Origin of the sequence: Paraburkholderia sp. (genome assembly GCF_034668105.1) — a bacterium.
GTDB lineage: Bacteria > Pseudomonadota > Gammaproteobacteria > Burkholderiales > Burkholderiaceae > Paraburkholderia.
The window spans coordinates 1-17,095 of the sequence record NZ_JAXDPY010000326.1 but is presented as its reverse complement, the minus strand read 5'-3'; the positions used below and the strand labels follow the sequence as shown (position 1 = coordinate 17,095).

Here is a 17,095-nt window from a genome sequence, read left to right as displayed (position 1 = left end):
TACAAACGCCGTCAGGCGCCGATCGGCATTCGTGTCACGCATCGCGCGTTCGGCCGCGACTGGCGTTATCCGATTACGTCGCGCTACACCGAGCCGGTTCAGTGAGAAGCGAACGGTTATGACGGGCACGCGTGAAGCAAACCTGAAGCGCGCGCCGGATTGCCGGACCGCCGGACCGCCGGATCGCCGCAACGCATCCGGCGCGGCGTAGAATAAAAATCATCCATTCACCTTTCGAACTTCCAATCACGAGACGAGGTCCGCCATGAAGCGCATCACTGCAGTCATCAAACCGTTCAAACTCGACGAAGTGCGCGAGGCGCTCGCTGAAGTCGGCCTCACGGGTCTGACCGTGACCGAAGTCAAAGGCTTCGGCCGGCAAAAAGGCCACACCGAGCTGTATCGTGGTGCAGAGTACGTGGTCGACTTTCTGCCGAAAGTGAAAATCGAAGTGGTGGTCGCGGACAACCAGTGCGATCAGGTGATCGACGCGATCATCGGCGCGGCACGCACCGGCAAGATCGGCGACGGCAAGATTTTCGTCGCAGACGTGGAGCGTGTAATCCGGATTCGCACGGGCGAAGAGAACGAAGCGGCGGTCTGAGCGGTTCGTAAGCGGGTTTGACCTCGCACGATAAAACACAGAAACTGAAGCGCCGGTATGTGGCGTCGCGCATCGTGCGCACCGATCAGGTGCGCCGGGACGGTGGCAAAACCGTGCGCGCCAATAAAAAACGGTGCGATACCCTTTCGGACATCGCACCGATACGCGCCTCTCGCAGCAGCGTGAAAAAGATTCTCTTGAAGAACTCGTGACTACTACACCCCGAGGGAAATCCCCTCGGGGAACACCGTTCGCTTAGAACGAGTGCTGAATACCTGCATACACGCCCGACTGCTGGTGACCCGGCAGCGGGTTGTCCGTCGCGGCGGACGTGCCGGCGTTGTCAGCATTCAGGCCGAAGTTGGCGTTCTTGCTGTTACGTACCGTAGCGAGCTGGATGTCCAGCAGCGTGCGCTTGGACAGGTTGTACGAACCGCCAATCGTGTAGATCGTTGCATTGCCCGCGCCATTGTTGCCGTTGACGTGGTACACCGCTGCGATCAATGCTGCAGCCGGCGTTGCTTGCCACGTCACGCCGCCCCATTCGTGATCGAGGGTGGTCGGCTGGCCCGGCAGGACGCCCGTCGCACCTGCCGAACGGACCGCCTGGTACGCGCCCTGAATCTTGAACTGGCCGAGGAACACGTTCACGAGAGCCGAGTATTCGCGCGATGCCGCGAACACGCCGGTGGCGACGTTAGCCGTATTGGCCGGCGTTGCAGCAGTCCCACCGTACAGGAGGCCGTTGGCCGGGTTGCGGATTTCGTCGTACAGACCGCGAATCTGGAACAGCGAGTTCGTGTAGGTGATCTGTGCGCCAGCTTCGCGACCCTGACCACCCGGCGCCGGGTTGGCGTTCCAGGTCGTCGCGTTCGACAGCGCGTATTGACCGTAGAAGTCAAAGCCTGCGATCTTCGGCGACTGGTAGGCGAAGTTGTTGCTCGATTGCGGCCAGTTGCGGCCACGCACCAGCGACGCCGATGACCAGTTCGATTGACCGAACGGGTCGAAGTCCCACACGCCATTCGAGATGAAGAGCATGCGGCCCATGGTGAACGTACCGTACTGGTCGTTCGCCAAGCCTACCGTTGCCCAGCGATTGAAGAGACCGCCACCGCCAGGGCCCGCGCCCGTCATGGTGTTGAAGGAGCCTTCCAACTGGAACAGGACCTTGTTGCCGCCACCAATGTCCTCAACGCCCTTCAAACCCCACAGGCTGGTACCCCAGTCGCCGCTTTCTGCCTTGAAACGGTTCGTGCTGCCAGTAGCCTGACCATTTGCACCGACGCCTTGCGGAACGCCCGACATGTATTCCAGGCCAGCGTCGAGGCGGCCGTACAGCGTCACGCTGCTTTGGGCGTGAGCAACTACACCGGCTGTCATCAGCGCAGCGGCGAGCAATGCTTTCTTCATCTTCTCCTCCATACCCTGTCAAAAAGTGAAACCCAGTACTGCGAATGGTGTTCGGACGCAAGCGCGCCGAACAGAAATCGGTACCAGGGAGATTAGCGGGTGGATTGGGTCTCCTGCCGTGACGGATAGCCTCGGTGGGCCACTTCTTCGCGTCATGCCGATCCCTCGCCGACCGGTTCTCCTCTGTTGCTTTGAAGTGAAACTACTTTTAATGAACTTTGTTTTGCTACTTTGGTTACTAATTTATCAAAAATACCCTTGAGTGGGAGAAGAAATTAGTACCGCCCTCGGCGGGTGTCTCCAAATTGCAATACGAATGTGTGCAGGCAAGCGTCGTGAGGTCTCAAAAAAGGCGGGAGACCCTTATGTGGAAAGGGAATCACGGATTGGGACGGACAACCTTAAGGATTGCCACTATTGACGCTTCAAATGCGGCAGAGTAAGGCGGGAGAAGGGCGGCCTGGAGGAGGTTTGGGCCGATTTTCGAGGCCAGAATGGCCGGAATGTGCAGGTGAGCGAAGTAAAAAAAGGCGCTCGTAAGCGCCTTGTAATACTACTTTGACTACAGCCCAAATAGCGGGTTGTACGGCAGTCCTATTTGAGGCTGCCGGAGAGGAACTGCTTGAGCCGTTCGCTCTTCGTGTTCCCGAAGACTTCGTCCGGATGGCCTTCTTCTTCGACACGGCCTTGGTGGAGGAACATCACGTGATTCGACACGTTGCGCGCGAATGCCATTTCATGAGTGACGACGATCATCGTGCGGCCTTCTTCGGCGAGCGTCTGCATCACCTTCAGGACTTCGCCGACCAGCTCGGGATCGAGCGCCGAGGTCGGTTCGTCGAACAGCATCACGTCCGGATGCATGGCCAGCGCGCGCGCGATCGCCACGCGTTGCTGCTGGCCGCCCGACAGATGCGACGGGTACTGTTTTTCCAGACGCGGCGCGAGACCCACTTTCTCCAGATACTCGCGCGCGCGTTCTTCGGCTTCCTTGCGCTTCAGACCCAGCACATTGACCGGCGCCTCGATGATGTTCTCGAGCACGTTCATGTGCGACCACAGGTTGAAGTGCTGGAACACCATCGACAGCTTGGTGCGCACGCGCTGCAACTGCTTCGGATCGGATACGCGCAGGCCTTTGTTCTTGGCAATCTGCGTGCGGACCTCTTCGCCGTCGACAAAGATCCGCCCCGAGTTCGGCTGCTCGAGAAAGTTGATGCAGCGAAGCATCGTGCTCTTGCCCGAACCGGACGAGCCGATCACGCTGATTACGTCGCCGGCGTTTGCCTTCAGCGACACGCCCTTGAGGACTTCATTGTCGCCGTACTGTTTATGCAGCTCGTCGACGAAGAGCTTTTGCTTCTTGGTGTTCATCAGGATCCTTGGCGGGCTCACTTGCCTGGGGCTTGAGGCGATGCCCGTGGTTACTTGCCTTGCGGCCGCAGGTAAGCGAGCCAGCGACGCTCGGCGCGGCGGAACAGCCACACGAGCGCAAACGAAATCAACAGATAGAGCACGGCGGCGAGGCCGAATGCATTGAACGACTGGTACGTGGCGGAGTTCACGTCGCGGGCGATCTTGAGGATGTCCGGCACGGTCGCGGTGAACGCAACGGTGGTGGCGTGCAGCATCAGGATCACTTCGTTGCTGTAGTACGGCAACGCGCGGCGCAGTGCCGACGGCAGGATCACCCGGCGGTACAGCGTGAACGACGACATGCCATAGGCGCGCGCCGCTTCGATCTCACCATACGGCGTGGCCTTGATCGCGCCGGCGAAAATTTCGGTGGTGTAGGCGCAGGTGTTGAGCGTGAACGCGAGCAACGTGCAATGCATGCCGTCGCGGAAGAACGCGTTGGTCAGCTCGTGATTGCGGATGATCTCCAGACTGTACAAGCCGGTGTAGCAGAGCAGCAGTTGCACGTAGAGCGGCGTGCCGCGGAACACATACGTATACAGCCACACCAGACTGGAGAGCCACTTCTTCTTCGACACGCGGGCCACCGCGAGCGGAATCGACAGGCAGAAGCCGAGCCCGATCGACACCACCAGCAGCCACAGCGTAATCACCACGCCGGTGAGGCGGTAGCCGTCGGTATAAAGATAGTTGCGCCAGTATTCCTGAATGATCTCGATCATAGATCCGCCTTTCGCACGCCGGTCGAGTAACGCTTTTCGAGGTACATCAGCACGAAGTTGGAGATTGTGGTGATGACGAGATAGATCGCCCCTGCGAACAGGGTGAAGAAGAAGAACCGCAACGTGCCCTTGCCCGCATCCTGCGAAGCCTTGACGACATCGGCGAGACCGATGATCGACACCAGCGCCGTGGCTTTCACCATCACCTGCCAGTTATTGCCGATGCCGGGCAGCGCGAAGCGCATCATCTGCGGGAACATGATTCGCGAGAACACCTGCCAGTCGGTCATGCCGTAGGCCGCGCCCGCTTCGAGCTGGCCACGCGGCACGGCGAGAAACGCACCGCGGAAGGTCTCGGTGAAATAGGCGCCATAAATGAAGCCCAGCACCGCCACGCCCGCCACGAAAGGGTCGATGTCGATCTGATCCCAGCCTAGCAGGTCGGTCAGGTTATTCAGCCAGATCTGGATGCTGTAGAACAGCAGCAGCATCAGCACCAGGTCGGGCACGCCGCGCACGAGCGTCGTGTAGACGGTGCCGACGCCGTATGAGAGACGGTTCTTCGACAGTTTCGCCGCCGCGCCGAGCAGGCCCAGCACGAAAGCGAACACCAGCGACAACACGGCCAGTTTGACGGTTTGCCAGGTGCCGTTGAGAAGCAGCGGGCCGTAGCCTTGAAGGAACATAGGGGGTCCTTGACGATGCGTTTGTGACGCACCGCAAAAGACGCGGCCAGCGCTGCGCCGCGTGTGCCGCGAGCTTGGGGCTCGCTGTTTTTCCTGCGGCGCGCAGCGCACCGCCGTGCAATCATGACTGCATGGCCGTTGCCGGCCTTGCAGCGCGCTTTTCGACTCTGGTTTTGAATCGGGTTGGAACTGCTTTTGATCCTGCTTCGAAATCTATTACCGTCATGGCGCGCCGATCTCGACGACGGCCGGCTGCTGGCCGGCCGTCGCTATTCTAGGCGGTCAAAATTGTCGCGCCGCGTATGGTTCCGCCTGGGTGCGCCTGCTTTTTCGCTTCGCTCCTGGCTGGGCTCTGCCTGATGTCTTTCCGACGTCTCAAGCGAGTTTGGCGAGGGACGGAAGCCCGTAGCCGTTCCGTCGCGGCTCCGGCTGCCGGCCGCGCCGGCGTGCCTTGCACGGCGACGTGTCTTGAAAAGGGCGGTATTTTACCCGAACAGAGACCCGGCGCCAGTGCGGGAAGCCGACGGCCGCCGTTGGGCCGGCGCATGCGTTGTGCCTGCGCGACGCTGTCGGACCGCGGCCGGGCTGTTCTTGCGTGCGCTGTTTCGCGTGAATCGGCGACAGACTGTCGTCCGGCATGTGAGGAGGGCCGCCAGCAGCCGGGTCGGCCACTGCCTGGCGTGAGCTGAATCTGCCAGCTGGCTTGACGCGGAGGGTTGCCAGTAGCGGCCGGACAGTGCCTTGTGCCGCCGGCGCACGATTGCCCGGATTTATGAAACGATCCGGTGCGCCCCTGCCGATTGTTTAGTGCACTGCGCGCCCATACATTCTGGGCATCGCTATTTACTGACCGGGAGATTCCCATGATCGAGATTCGCCGTTCCAACGAACGTGGTCACGCCAACCACGGCTGGCTCGACTCGTATCACAGCTTTTCGTTTGCCGACTATCGCGACCCCCAACACGTGCATTTCGGGCCGCTGCGGGTGATCAACGAAGACCGCATCGCCGGCGGCCAGGGCTTCGGCACGCACGGCCACCGCGACATGGAAATCGTCACGTATGTGCTCGAAGGCGCGCTCGCGCACCGCGACAGCATGGGCAACGGTTCGACCATCCGTCCCGGCGACGTGCAGCGCATGAGCGCCGGCACGGGCGTACAGCACAGCGAGTTCAATGCATCGCAGGACGAGCCGGCGCACCTGTTGCAGATCTGGGTGATCCCGCAACGGGCGGGCGACCAGCCCGGCTACGAGGAAAAACGCTTCGACGATGCCGATAAGCGCGGGCGTCTACGGGTGGTCGCCTCGCCGGACGGCCGGGACGGCTCGGTGACGATTCATGCGGATGCCTCGATCTACGCGGCCCTGATCGACGGCGCGGAACAGGCTGCGTTCACGTTGCCGAAAGGACGGCTCGCCTATGTGCATGTGGCGCGAGGCGCGCTGACTGTAAACGGCGAAGCGCTCCGGGCCGGAGACGCTGCCAAGCTCAGCGAGACCGATACGGTGACACTCGAGAAGGGCGAGAACGCTGAAGTGCTGCTGTTTGACCTGGGTCAGCTCAACGGGTAAGCGCCTGAACGGCACGCGCGGGCTGGCCGTTCACCGGTCAGTGGCTGACGGCTGGTGGTTTCTCATTGCCCGCAGCCCGCAGCCCGCAGCCCGCTGCGAATACAACGAGCTGTTCGAATTGAAAAGCGGAAAGCACGCAAAAAAACGCCACGGACAATTTCCGTGGCGTTTCTGCATCCGGACGACGGCCGCACAAGCCGCCTTCCGCCCGCGTGATACCGCTTACTGATTTGCGGCCGGCGCCGACGCCGCGCCCTTGTGATGTTCCCAGCGATCGCGCATCTTCTCGTGACGCGCTTCCATCTTCGCAAAACGCTGCTTCAGCGCCGTGCTGACGGTGGTCTTCTGCTGGTCGTTCAGACCGTTATAGAACTTGAGCCACGCATCCGAGGTTTGCTGACGCAGCTGGGCGTCTTTCTGCTCCACTTGCTGATGGGCGGCCGCCATGGCGTTCAGGTCCAGAATCGGCTGCTGCTGCGCGGCCTTGAACTGGTCCTTGATCTGTTTATGGTTGGCGCGCATCGCCTCGTGGTTCTGCTTCATGGTGTCGAGCGCGGCTTGCCATTGCTTTTCCTGATCCGCGTTCAGTTTCAACTGGTCATGCAGTTGCGTCAGTTCCTTCATGAAGTGGCCATGCCAGCCGCCGGGGCCGCCATGGGCGGCGGGCTGTGCGGCATAGGCAGCGCCCGCGCCGATCGCGAGGGCAGTGGCGGCAACGGCGAGAACGCGCGACATTTTTTTGGTGGACATGTAAGACTCCCTGTAATGGAATAGCCGACGATGCAACCGGTGCTAGAGGACGGCCTGCATTCGGTAAGACACAGCGTAGACAAGTGCGTCCGGCGCTGTGTTACGTGGTTTGATGCGGCTATTACGGGTCATTACGTACGCCTTTCACCGTAACACCCGGTAACCCAGCTGGCCGTCTGAAATCGAAAACCCTTCTTGCTGCGCGTTAAACTTCATCCATGGCTACTCAAATACTTGTTGTCGACGACGACGTCGAATTGCGCGATCTGCTGCGCGACTATCTGGCCCGTCAGGGCATCGAAGTCTCGGTGCTGCACGACGCGGGTACACTCGAACGCAGGCTCGAACGCGAGCGTCCGGATCTGATCGTGCTCGATCTGATGATGCCGGGCGTAGACGGGCTGACCGCGCTGCGCAAGCTGCGCGCGTCGGGCGACGATATCCCGGTGATCATGCTCACCGCGCGGGCTGACGACGTCGACCGTATCGTCGGGCTCGAACTCGGCGCGGACGACTATCTCGGCAAGCCGTTCAATCCGCGCGAGCTCTTGGCGCGCGTGCAGGCGGTGCTGCGGCGGCGCCGCACGCTGCCGTCGGCGGCGGCGCCGGAGCAACGCGAGCCGTTCAACTTTGGCCGCTTCACGCTGGATTTCCAGTCGCGCACGCTGCATCTGGAAGACAAGCCGCTCACGTTGTCGGGCAGTGAATTCGCGCTCCTGAAGATTTTCGTCAATCACCCCATGCGCACGCTCACCCGTGAGCGTCTGCTCGAATTGCTGCATGGCCCGGAGTACGACGGCACCGACCGCGGCATCGACGTTCAGGTGTGGCGCCTGCGTCGTATTCTTGAAACCGACCCGTCCACGCCGCGCTTCATTCAAACCGTGCGCGGACGCGGCTACGTGTTCGTGCCGGATGGCGAACAGCATGCGCCGGCCCATTGATTCGCTGTTCGGGCGGCTGGCGCTGCTAGTCATTGCGGTGCTGCTGCTGTCCCATTTCGCGTGGTACGCGCTCATGCGGCTCGAGCGCAGCCAGCTGCAAACGCGCTACGCAGTCGAGGAAGCCATCTTCCTCGTCGACGCGGTGCGCCAGCACGTCGCCCGTACGCCGGACCAGCCCTTGCCGTCGCGCGTCAGGCTGGTCGATCCGGCAAGCCCCGACGTGGCGCCGGAAAACGCCGAGCTGCCTGCGCCGCTCGAACGTTTCGTCGAGGACGTGCACGATCGGATGCCTTCCGGCACTCAGGTGCGGGTTGGGCCGCCGGACCGTCCCCCCACGCTGTGGGTGCGCGCCACCACGGATCGCAGCTGGATCGTGGTGCCGCTGCAGCCATTGCGCCCGCCGCGTTCGCTCGACCGCACTGTGCTGTGGCTCGCGATCATTTTCGCGTTCGCGGTGATGGCGGCGCTGTTTGCCGCGTGGGCGCTGCAGCAGCCGTTGCGCTCGCTCGCCCAGGCGGTGGCGCGCTTCGGTCGCGGCCTGCCGGTGCCGCCGGTGCCCGAGCGCGGGCCGCGCGAGTTGCGGCAGTTGACGCATGGCTTCAACCAGATGGTTCAGGAAGTGGCGCGTACTGAAAACGACCGGGCAGTGATGCTGGCCGGCGTCGCGCACGATCTGAAAACGCCGCTGGCACGCTTGCGCTTGCGCGCCGAAATGATGGAAGAAGTGAAGATGCGTGACGGCGTCGTGCGCGACGTCGATTCAATGACGCATATCGTCGAACAGTTTCTGGTGTTCGCACACGACGGCGCCGATCGCAGCGAGGCGGTCGAGGTAGACGGGCAATGCGAGCGCGTGGTGCGCAGCTATCGCGCGGTGGCGGCGGGTGCGCCCACGGTGCGGACCGAGCTCGACGCGGGGCCCGGTTTCCTGCTGCCCGCGGCCACGCTCGACCGGATCCTGTCGAACCTGTTGGACAACGCGCACGCCTACGGCGCGCCGCCGATCGTCGTCGCCACGGCGCGCACGGCGCAGGGTTATACGCTGTCGGTGAGCGATAACGGCAACGGTATCGCCGCGCAGGACCTGATCAATGCGAGTCGGCCGTTCGTGCGGCTCGACCCGGCACGCGGCGGCAATGGTCATAGCGGGCTCGGGCTTGCGATCGTCGAGCGTCTGGTACGGCGTGCGGGCGGCGAGTGGGAGATCGGCAACCACGGCGGCCGTGGCTTGCGGGTCTTGATGAGCTTCCCGTTCGAAGCGGTGCCGCGTGTCATGGCGGCTTCGGAAAGCGTCTGGTAAGGCGTCGGATCAGGGTGAGCGGGCTGGGCGGCAGGCGCTTGCCCCGCTGTGTCTATTCCAGAGCGCGATGTCCGGAGAGATGTCTGGAATGCCGCGTCAAACGCGTGGTCTGGGAGCGTTGTCCGGCAGCCGTTGCCCTAGTCTGAAAACAGCGTGTTTAGCGCATTCGCCGCGTCGCTATCCACCGTATTCCACGTGACCGTTTCGGCTTCGAAAATGTAGTGCGTGGTGTATTTGCCAAGACGCGCGAGTATCTCTTCCTGTATCAATTCCGGCGCGACAGCCAGTTTCAGATACCACGCGGTCGACGACAAACGCGTCTGAAACGCGCCATATTCGGCCAGCAGGTGGTCGAATGCGTGAGCATCCTGATCGCGACAGACGATGACCAAATTTCCCTTCATGCGAATCTCCCGTTAGAGCGGTAGCGGCAACCTCAATACCAAGGTTGATCATACCTGCTTCGTAACGGGACGCCTGAAGCCAAGGACTTGCTTTACATCAGCTACCGCGGCTTTGCATCAGCTACCGCACTTATCCGCAGCACCGACATCACCAGACGCTCGCCACCGTGCGCGCGGGCGGCGCGGTGTCGTCAGGCGGCAGGGCTTCGGTGCGGTCGCGGCCGCCGGTCTTCGCGGCGTAGAGCGCCGTGTCGGCGCGGCTCATGAGGCGCTCGGGCAGATCGTCGGCCGAGAGCTCGGTGATGCCGATGCTCACGCTCAAACCCACCGAGGCCGGCAACTTCGGCGAAGGCATCGCCTTCAGGCGCATGCGCAAGCGCTCGACGACTTCGCGGCCGCCCGCCAGATCCGTGGCCGGCAGCAACAAGCCGAACTCTTCACCGCCCAACCGGCCGATCGCATCGGCGCCGCGCAACTCGGCCCGGCAAGTGTCGACGAAATGTTCGAGCGCGCGATCGCCCGCGGCATGGCCGAAGCGGTCGTTGATCTGCTTGAAGTGGTCGAGGTCGGCGATTGCCATGCACAGCGGCTCGTTGCCCGCATGCGCGCGTTCGATCTCGTGGCGCAGCAGGTCGAGGAAGTAGCGCCGCGACAGTGCGCCAGTCAGCGCATCGTGGCGCGCCTCGGCCGAGAGCAGTGTGTTGGCCGATTGCAATTGCTCGGCAAGATCACGGGTGGCGCGGTGGTGACACCGCTCGCGCACATACGACACGGTAATGACCCACGCCAGCGCGACGGTGCCGGCCAGTGTCAGAAACACCAGCAGATGATCGCGCTTGTGATTGCGCAACAGCTCGGGCCAGGCCGCGAGCGGATCGACCAGATGCGCCGACAATCCCGAGTTCAAGCCGCCGCGTGCCTGATACAGCGCCGGCGCCGGCTGCGCGCCCATGCCGAACAGCTGTCCCGCAATCGCGGTAGGCACCCAGGGCGCCTGCTCGCGCACCTGCGTATCGACCTGGATCTGTACATCGGGGAGGGTTTCGCGGCGATAGATGGTCATGCGCTCGGCGGCGCTCATCTGCGTGACGCGCGAGTTGGGCAGCGCGCGGCCTTCGAGTTCGCTGTTGTGCGCCATGATGATGACGCCGTTGTCGTCGGCGACGAAAGTGCCGGCATGCGCGACCCAGTGGCGCAACCGCGCGATGCCCACCTTGGCCACCACGACCCCGACCAGCAGGCCGTCGGCATACACCGGCGCGGCGATGAAGATGCCCGGCTCGCCGCTGTTGCGGCCCACGCCATAGGCTTCCGAAAACGCGCCGAGCAAGGCGTTCGTCAGGTAGCCGCGCACCCGCATGTCGATGCCGACAAAGGAGCTTTCCCGGGCCAGCGGATTGTTGATGGCGTTGCTCGATGCAACGCAGATGCCGTTGGCGTTCACGAGCCAGATCTGATCGAGCCCGGAGAAGCCTTGTGCGTCGTGCAGGAAGTTGCTCACGGCGATCATCCGCGGGTCTTTTAACAACGTGGTGCGCAGGGCGGGTTCCGCCACCTCGCTGTTCGCGGCATAATTCTGGGATTGCACGAGCGCGCGCTGGATCACGTCCATTTCGGCCATGGTTGCGGGGATGGCGCGAGACATCGCGAGGTCGCTGGCGATCACCTCGGCCATGTTATCGACGATCGACGTGGACATTTGGCGCTGTGCGCGCAGGGCCGCGTCCAGCTCTTGCTGTACCATCCGGTCCGCGACCATGCCGGCCACGAACCAGCAAACGAGCACGATCAGGACGAAGCTGATCGGTCCGGTTGCCTGGCGCAAGGTTGTTCTGTTCATCGACCCTCTGATCCGTCTGGCTGTGACATGCAACTAGCTCATTTGTGGCAGCGCGCTGGCGCTATTTCGCTTCGGTGCAAGCGGCTGGCAACACGCCCCCGGTGTGAGCTCTGGTGTGAGCCTCGCTGTGGCCCGGCATAGTGGCAAGCGGCGTGCCGTCTCTCGATTTTAACCGTCACGGAGCCCAACGCCACCGTTATTGCGGGAATGCGAAGTGTGTCCGTGTCGCCCATCAGGTTCTTAACGGCAGTGCATCAGTTTTCTGAATGGCCGCGCGGATTTTGCGGTGTTTGAAACGGGGCGCTGGCCGCTATCGCAGCGGTGGGGACGTGGCGGCCACGAGACAGTCGTTGCTTCGCTGCCGTGCGCGTCGACACCGGCCGGCGGCCGTTGCCGGGGTCTTCGCAGCGAGTTGCCGCTATTTACCGCGAAAGGTTGTGCCTGAAACATAGGATGGTGTAGTGTCGTGCCGTCCAAAACAAAGGAAAGCTCGCCAGCCTTCGGGCGGCGCCTGCGGCGACAGGAGTCCGGCTTGACGGTCTGCGGTCCCGGGCGGCTCGCCCACGGACATGTCCGTCACCGGTTCACATGTCTCCAACGCTAACGATTTACCGCGCCCACGCGTTTTGCCATGCCTGATTTCCGCTTTCCGGACCGATCTTCAGACCGCCGCGCCGAAGCCGCAGCCCCCTTCGTGCGTTTGAATGCCTGTATGACCCGTATCAAAGGGGAGAGCGTCTGATGGATTTCAGCTTCAATCTGAAGCGCACCGCCAATGCGTCGGCATGGCGGGTGCTGCCTAATCGATGGGATTTCGTCGCCTTCCCGTTGATCATCTGCATCATCGCGATGGCCGCGATCGGCTTTCACGAGACCCTGGCGCCGATGTCGACGCTCAAGGCCCAGGCGATTTCGCTCGACCCGGCGAATCTGCCCGAGTACGCCATGCGCACCACGCTGCGCATGCTGGCGGCCATGGTCGCCTCGCTGACCTTCACGCTCGTGTACGGCACGCTGGCGGCCAAGAGCCGCCGCGCCGGCCTCGTGCTGGTGCCGATTCTCGACATCCTGCAGTCGGTGCCGGTGCTCGGCTACATTTCGTTTACGGTCACGTTCTTCCTCGCGCTGTTCCCGGGCCGTGTGCTCGGCGCCGAGCTGGCGGCGATTTTCGCGATCTTCACGAGCCAGGCGTGGAACATGACGTTCAGCTTCTACCAGTCGCTGCGCACGGTGCCGCGCGATCTGGACGAAGTCTCGCGCGGCTTTCATCTGACTTCATGGCAGCGCTTCTGGAAGCTCGAAGTGCCGTTCTCGATGCCGGGACTCATCTGGAACATGATGATGTCGATGTCGGGCGGCTGGTTCTTCGTGGTTGCGTCTGAGGCCATCACGGTCGGCAACCGGACGATCATCCTGCCGGGGATTGGCGCTTATCTCGCGCAGGCGATCTCCGACAAGAATCTGCATGCGATCGGCTGGGTGATCCTCGCCATGACCGTCGTGATTCTCGCCTACGACCAGTTTCTGTTCCGCCCGCTCGTTGCATGGGCCGACAAATTCCGCATGGAAAACACCAGTTCGGGCGACGCGCCGGAATCGTGGCTGCTCGACCTGATTCGCCGCACCCGGCTGATTCACCGTCTGCTGGTGCCGCTCGGCTGGATGTTCGCGAAGGCCGCGCGCGTGCCGTTTCGCCTGCCGGCGTTCCAGGGGCCGCGCTTCCACATTCCGCAGAGCCAGAAGAGTTCGCGCGTCGGCGACATTCTGTGGGCGGCGCTGGTGCTGATCGTCACCGTGTACGTGGTGTCCCGTGTGTTCATGTATGTGCGCACCGGCGTCTCGCTCGACGAGGTCTGGCATGTTTTCGTGCTCGGGCTCATCACGCTGCTGCGGGTGGTGGTGCTGATCGCGATCGCTTCCGTGGTCTGGGTGCCCATCGGCGTACTGGTCGGCTTGCGGCCGGCGCTCGCGGAGAAGATCCAGCCGATCGCGCAATTTCTCGCCGCATTCCCGGCGAACCTGTTGTTCCCGGTATTCGTGATCGCGATCGTGCGCTTCCATCTGAACCCGGACATCTGGCTGTCGCCGCTGATCGTGCTCGGCACGCAGTGGTATATCCTGTTCAACGTGATTGCCGGCGCGAGCTCGTATCCGAACGACTACCGCGAAGCCGCCAAGAACTTCCATATCCGCGGCTGGCAGTGGTGGCGCCAGGCCATGCTGCCGGGCATTTTTCCGTACTACGTGACGGGTGCGATCACCGCGTCGGGCGGCGCGTGGAACGCGAGCATCGTCGCGGAATTCGTTCAGTGGGGCGACACGAAGGTGGCCGCGCACGGCCTCGGCGCCTATATCGCGCAATCCACGGCGGCGGGCGACTATCCGAAGATCATCGTCGGCATTGCTGTGATGTCGCTGTTCGTGACCCTGTTCAACCGTCTGCTGTGGCGTCCGATGTACGCCTACGCCGAAGCCAAGCTCCGGCTCGATTGAGCGCCCCCGAACCTGTCGCTTCGCGCCGGGCTCCCCGAAGGGGTAAAAAGTTGGGGCGGTCCGGCGTTTGTTGAGAGAAATGAAGGCTAAACGCGATGCAAAATCCTAAAGCTGCTATGACCGCCGCGCCGATCCAGACACCGCCGAAGCCGCCGCGCCTCGGCGAGGAGATCCTGCGCGTCAAGGACGTGTGCCGCGGGTTCAACAAGTCGCAGGGCGAGTTGCTCGTCCTCGACGACGCGAATCTATCGTTGCGCGAAGGCGAGATTGTCGGTTTGCTGGGCCGTTCGGGTTCGGGCAAGTCCACGCTGCTGCGCATCATCGCCGGTCTGATCGAGCCGACCGACGGCGAAGTCACCTATATGGGCAAGCCGCTCGACGGGCCGGCCAAGGGCGTCGCGATGGTGTTTCAGACCTTCGCGCTGTTTCCGTGGCTGACGGTGCTGCAAAACGTGGAAGCGGGTCTGGAAGCGCAAGGCGTCGGTGCGAGCGAGCGGCGTACGCGCGCGCTCGCGGCCATCGACCTGATCGGGCTGGACGGTTTCGAAAACGCCTATCCACGCGAGTTGTCGGGCGGCATGCGTCAGCGCGTCGGCTTTGCGCGCGCGCTGGTGGTCGACCCCACGCTGCTGCTGATGGACGAGCCGTTCTCCGCGCTTGACGTACTGACCGCCGAAACGCTGCGTACCGACCTGCTCGACCTGTGGACGCAAGGCCGCATGCCGATCAAGGCGGTGCTGATCGTCACGCACAACATCGAGGAAGCGGTGTTCATGTGCGACCGGATTCTGGTGTTGTCGTCCAATCCAGGCCGCGTGATCGCCGAGATCAAGGTGCCGTTCAAGCATCCGCGCAACCGATTGGATCCGGCGTTCCGGCGTCTGGTGGACGAGATCTACGCGAAGATGACCGCGCGTCAGACCGACGAAAAGACCAAGAAGGGGCTGGAGCTGCACAGCTGGCTGCCGCATGTGTCGACCAACCTGATGGCTGGTCTGATCGAGACGCTTGCCGCCGCGCCGTACCACGGCCGCGCGGACATGCCGGAAATTGCCCGTTCGCTGCATCTGGAGGTGGACGATCTGTTCCCGGTTGCTGAAGTGCTGCAGCACCTGGGTTTCGCCGACGTGCGCGAAGGGGATATTTTCCTCACGCCGCCGGCGCGTGTGTTCGCGGAATTCGGCACCCAGGAACGCAAGATGATGTTTGCCGAGCATCTGTTGCGCCACGTGCCGCTCGCCGCGCGGATCAAGAAGGTGTTGAACGAACGGCCAGGGCATCGCGCGCCGCGCGTGCGCTTCGAGCAGGAGCTGGAGGATTTTCTGTCGGACAGCGCCGCGGAAGAGACGCTCGACGCAGTGATCAACTGGGGCCGTTATGGCGAGATCTTCTCGTACAACGACCAGACGGAAATTTTCAGTCTTGAAGACGTGGAGTCTTAAGCCAGGTCGGGTTGCCTGAAGCTGATCACGCAAAGCAAAACACAGCGATCCGCCTCGCGTGAATAACAAAACCCCATGCTTTGGAAAGCGTGGGGTTGGTCGGCGATCGGAGCGGCACGGGAGACCCGGCCGCTTTTTTATTGCGAAGATGTTGGAAGCGCACTGGTTCGTCCGTCGCCTCCCGCAACCGGCGATTGCGCTTTTCTTATTGCAAATTACCCCAGCGTTCCACCGCCGGTTCCGCCGACGCCCACTTCCAGCCCTTGTCCTGCTGGCACGCGCTCGCCGTGTACCAGTCTTCATGCGCATTCGGGCCGTCGCCGTCCTGCACCGAGAACACGAAATCTTTGCACAGCGCGAGCGCCGAGCTGAAAGCGCGCGTCACGCGCACCTGGCCGTGGCCGTTCTCGATCGGCAGCGTGTGCTTGACCATCCACGGCCGCGTCTCGCCGACCGGCATTGCCCCTGCCAACGCGGCGATCATGTTCTGCTGATCGGTGTGCATGACGCGCATATAGTGGGCGACGGCTTCGTCGGTCGCGGCCTGCACGGCGATACCGACGCCGATACCGATTGCCGGGTTGGAGGTCACGAGGCCTGACGCAACACCGGCTGCGGCGCCGCTCGCCGCGCCGACCGACGAGCAGCCGCTCGTCAGCAGACTGGCGCCGACGCAGAGTGCACCGGCCAGCACGAGCCGCAGCCGGCTACCGGAAAGCGCCGCCGCAAGGCCGCGCGGTATCCCGGCCGCACGCGTGCCGTCGGCTAACCGTGGCTCAGACAGCGCTGATTCGTTGCCAGGACGAGGAAGCGACAGCGCCTTCATTGCAGCGCGCCCCAGCGTTCGGTAGCGGGTTCGGCCGACGCCCATTTCCAGTTGTCGCCGTCACGGCAGATCGACGCGACGTAGAACGCGCTGCTCGCCGGCACATTCCTGGTGGCGGTCTGATCGACCGAGAAGACGATTTCCTTGCAGTCGAGCGCGCCGGCGCTGATAGTGCGGCTCACGGTGACGCGGCCGTGTTCGTCGTCTTCGATCGGCACCGAGTGGACCACGCTCCACGGTGCGATGGCGCCCACGTCGAGCGGTCCGGCGATTTTGGCGATACCGTCCTGCGTATTCTTATGGACCACGCGCTCCGAGTACTGCACGCCGGCGCGCGCGGCGGCTACCGCGCCGAGACCGATGCCGGTAGCAACTGCCGCGTTGCTGGTAACTTTGGCCGCAAGCGCGGCGCCCGCGATACCGGCGCCGGCGGTGGCGCCTTCCGAATAGAGCGAGCTACAGCCGCTCAATGCCGACGAGATTGCTACGGCCAACGCGACGAGCGCCGTTGTAGCCGACCTTGCGCATTTCGCTGCTCCAGGCGCTTCGGATACTTCGGCTATTGGTCTTGCCCATCCGGCCCACACCATACTTTTTTGCATTTCCCTGTCTCTGCTCCTGCAAGTGTCTTTCATTTACACGCGACACTTGTGTATGAATGAAAGGCACGTCTTTCTCACC

18 protein-coding genes are annotated in these 17,095 nt (G+C 62.9%); 8 read left to right on the top strand and 10 right to left on the bottom strand.

The annotated features are described in order from the left end of the window. Positions 1-265 precede the first annotated feature (265 nt). Positions 266-604 carry a P-II family nitrogen regulator gene (gene glnK, locus QOC89_RS15005; RefSeq protein ID WP_006048444.1) on the top strand — a complete coding sequence of 113 codons (339 nt, stop codon included), beginning with the start codon at positions 266-268 and terminating at the stop codon, positions 602-604. A gap of 17 nt (positions 605-621) precedes the next feature. After that, on the top strand, positions 622-816 hold the full coding sequence (locus tag QOC89_RS15000; protein ID WP_323045724.1) for a hypothetical protein: 195 nt from the start codon (positions 622-624) through the stop codon (positions 814-816). A 43-nt stretch (positions 817-859) separates the two neighbouring features. Here QOC89_RS15000 and QOC89_RS14995 read toward each other — a convergent pair whose 3' ends face one another. The 4 genes from QOC89_RS14995 to QOC89_RS14980 all read right to left on the bottom strand — a co-directional run bounded on the left by QOC89_RS14995 (position 860) and on the right by QOC89_RS14980 (position 4,841). Next, the gene (locus QOC89_RS14995) at positions 860-2,017 is read right to left on the bottom strand and encodes a porin (RefSeq protein WP_323045723.1); all 1,158 of its coding nucleotides are present in this window, start codon (positions 2,015-2,017) and stop codon (positions 860-862) included. Positions 2,018-2,611: 594 nt separating this feature from the next. Beyond that, positions 2,612-3,391 carry an ABC transporter ATP-binding protein gene (locus QOC89_RS14990; protein WP_323045722.1) on the bottom strand — a complete coding sequence of 260 codons (780 nt, stop codon included), beginning with the start codon at positions 3,389-3,391 and terminating at the stop codon, positions 2,612-2,614. 50 nt (positions 3,392-3,441) lie between these two features. Next, positions 3,442-4,155 carry an ABC transporter permease gene (locus QOC89_RS14985; protein ID WP_323045721.1) on the bottom strand — a complete coding sequence of 238 codons (714 nt, stop codon included), beginning with the start codon at positions 4,153-4,155 and terminating at the stop codon, positions 3,442-3,444. Further along, the gene (locus tag QOC89_RS14980) at positions 4,152-4,841 is read right to left on the bottom strand and encodes a histidine ABC transporter permease HisQ (protein WP_323045720.1); all 690 of its coding nucleotides are present in this window, start codon (positions 4,839-4,841) and stop codon (positions 4,152-4,154) included. Before QOC89_RS14980 ends, QOC89_RS14985 begins: the two co-directional genes overlap by 4 nt. An 863-nt stretch (positions 4,842-5,704) precedes the next feature. On the opposite strand from QOC89_RS14980, the gene QOC89_RS14975 reads away from it, so the two are divergent. Beyond that, positions 5,705-6,415 (top strand): pirin family protein, encoded by a 711-nt coding sequence (locus tag QOC89_RS14975; RefSeq protein ID WP_323045719.1) that lies wholly within the window; start codon positions 5,705-5,707, stop codon positions 6,413-6,415. Then, entirely contained in the window at positions 6,390-6,644 is a 255-nt protein-coding gene (locus QOC89_RS14970; RefSeq protein ID WP_323045718.1) for a hypothetical protein, read from the top strand. Before QOC89_RS14975 ends, QOC89_RS14970 begins: the two co-directional genes overlap by 26 nt. Here the strand turns inward: QOC89_RS14970 and QOC89_RS14965 are convergent. After that, positions 6,638-7,165, bottom strand: a complete 528-nt coding sequence (locus tag QOC89_RS14965) for a periplasmic heavy metal sensor (protein WP_323045717.1) — start codon at positions 7,163-7,165, stop codon at positions 6,638-6,640. The genes QOC89_RS14970 and QOC89_RS14965 overlap by 7 nt on opposite strands. Before the next feature lie 218 nt (positions 7,166-7,383). On the opposite strand from QOC89_RS14965, the gene QOC89_RS14960 reads away from it, so the two are divergent. Together QOC89_RS14960 and QOC89_RS14955 are read left to right on the top strand one after the other, a co-directional pair. Further along, the gene (locus QOC89_RS14960; RefSeq protein ID WP_054035058.1) at positions 7,384-8,109 is read left to right on the top strand and encodes a response regulator; all 726 of its coding nucleotides are present in this window, start codon (positions 7,384-7,386) and stop codon (positions 8,107-8,109) included. Then, complete coding sequence (locus tag QOC89_RS14955; protein WP_323045716.1) at positions 8,093-9,409, top strand: ATP-binding protein; 1,317 nt, start codon at positions 8,093-8,095, stop codon at positions 9,407-9,409. The genes QOC89_RS14960 and QOC89_RS14955 overlap by 17 nt, the downstream gene beginning before the upstream one ends. A 137-nt stretch (positions 9,410-9,546) precedes the next feature. On the opposite strand, the gene QOC89_RS14950 is transcribed toward QOC89_RS14955, so the two are convergent. Both QOC89_RS14950 and QOC89_RS14945 read right to left on the bottom strand, forming a co-directional pair. Continuing rightward, positions 9,547-9,813, bottom strand: coding sequence for a hypothetical protein (locus QOC89_RS14950; protein WP_323045715.1), 267 nt, complete (start codon positions 9,811-9,813; stop codon positions 9,547-9,549). Between the two features lie 148 nt (positions 9,814-9,961). After that, positions 9,962-11,653 (bottom strand): diguanylate cyclase, encoded by a 1,692-nt coding sequence (locus QOC89_RS14945; RefSeq protein ID WP_323045714.1) that lies wholly within the window; start codon positions 11,651-11,653, stop codon positions 9,962-9,964. A gap of 741 nt (positions 11,654-12,394) precedes the next feature. Between QOC89_RS14945 and QOC89_RS14940 the strand changes: the two genes are divergently transcribed. Together QOC89_RS14940 and QOC89_RS14935 are read left to right on the top strand one after the other, a co-directional pair. Beyond that, on the top strand, positions 12,395-14,146 hold the full coding sequence (locus tag QOC89_RS14940; protein ID WP_323045713.1) for an ABC transporter permease subunit: 1,752 nt from the start codon (positions 12,395-12,397) through the stop codon (positions 14,144-14,146). Positions 14,147-14,241: 95 nt separating this feature from the next. Further along, the gene (locus QOC89_RS14935; protein ID WP_007175810.1) at positions 14,242-15,588 is read left to right on the top strand and encodes an AAA-associated domain-containing protein; all 1,347 of its coding nucleotides are present in this window, start codon (positions 14,242-14,244) and stop codon (positions 15,586-15,588) included. A gap of 205 nt (positions 15,589-15,793) precedes the next feature. On the opposite strand, the gene QOC89_RS14930 is transcribed toward QOC89_RS14935, so the two are convergent. From QOC89_RS14930 to QOC89_RS14920, 3 genes are all read right to left on the bottom strand, one after another. Further along, the gene (locus QOC89_RS14930; RefSeq protein ID WP_323045712.1) at positions 15,794-16,414 is read right to left on the bottom strand and encodes a hypothetical protein; all 621 of its coding nucleotides are present in this window, start codon (positions 16,412-16,414) and stop codon (positions 15,794-15,796) included. Beyond that, the gene (locus QOC89_RS14925) at positions 16,411-16,908 is read right to left on the bottom strand and encodes a hypothetical protein (RefSeq protein ID WP_323045711.1); all 498 of its coding nucleotides are present in this window, start codon (positions 16,906-16,908) and stop codon (positions 16,411-16,413) included. The genes QOC89_RS14930 and QOC89_RS14925 overlap by 4 nt, the downstream gene beginning before the upstream one ends. After that, a partial coding sequence (locus QOC89_RS14920; protein WP_323045710.1) for a hypothetical protein occupies positions 16,871-17,095 on the bottom strand: 225 nt, incomplete at its 5' end. The genes QOC89_RS14925 and QOC89_RS14920, both read right to left, overlap by 38 nt.

Coding starts and splice junctions, on each gene's coding strand:
- QOC89_RS14985 (WP_323045721.1), bottom strand. CDS start 4,155: ATGATCGAGATCATTCAGGAATACTGGCGCAACTATCTTTATACCGAC.
- QOC89_RS14940 (WP_323045713.1), top strand. CDS start 12,395: ATGGATTTCAGCTTCAATCTGAAGCGCACCGCCAATGCGTCGGCATGG.
- QOC89_RS14930 (WP_323045712.1), bottom strand. CDS start 16,414: ATGAAGGCGCTGTCGCTTCCTCGTCCTGGCAACGAATCAGCGCTGTCT.
- QOC89_RS14935 (WP_007175810.1), top strand. CDS start 14,242: ATGCAAAATCCTAAAGCTGCTATGACCGCCGCGCCGATCCAGACACCG.
- QOC89_RS14945 (WP_323045714.1), bottom strand. CDS start 11,653: ATGAACAGAACAACCTTGCGCCAGGCAACCGGACCGATCAGCTTCGTC.
- QOC89_RS14990 (WP_323045722.1), bottom strand. CDS start 3,391: ATGAACACCAAGAAGCAAAAGCTCTTCGTCGACGAGCTGCATAAACAG.
- QOC89_RS14995 (WP_323045723.1), bottom strand. CDS start 2,017: ATGAAGAAAGCATTGCTCGCCGCTGCGCTGATGACAGCCGGTGTAGTT.
- QOC89_RS14975 (WP_323045719.1), top strand. CDS start 5,705: ATGATCGAGATTCGCCGTTCCAACGAACGTGGTCACGCCAACCACGGC.
- QOC89_RS14980 (WP_323045720.1), bottom strand. CDS start 4,841: ATGTTCCTTCAAGGCTACGGCCCGCTGCTTCTCAACGGCACCTGGCAA.
- QOC89_RS14960 (WP_054035058.1), top strand. CDS start 7,384: ATGGCTACTCAAATACTTGTTGTCGACGACGACGTCGAATTGCGCGAT.
- QOC89_RS14965 (WP_323045717.1), bottom strand. CDS start 7,165: ATGTCCACCAAAAAAATGTCGCGCGTTCTCGCCGTTGCCGCCACTGCC.
- QOC89_RS14955 (WP_323045716.1), top strand. CDS start 8,093: ATGCGCCGGCCCATTGATTCGCTGTTCGGGCGGCTGGCGCTGCTAGTC.
- QOC89_RS14950 (WP_323045715.1), bottom strand. CDS start 9,813: ATGAAGGGAAATTTGGTCATCGTCTGTCGCGATCAGGATGCTCACGCA.
- glnK (WP_006048444.1), top strand. CDS start 266: ATGAAGCGCATCACTGCAGTCATCAAACCGTTCAAACTCGACGAAGTG.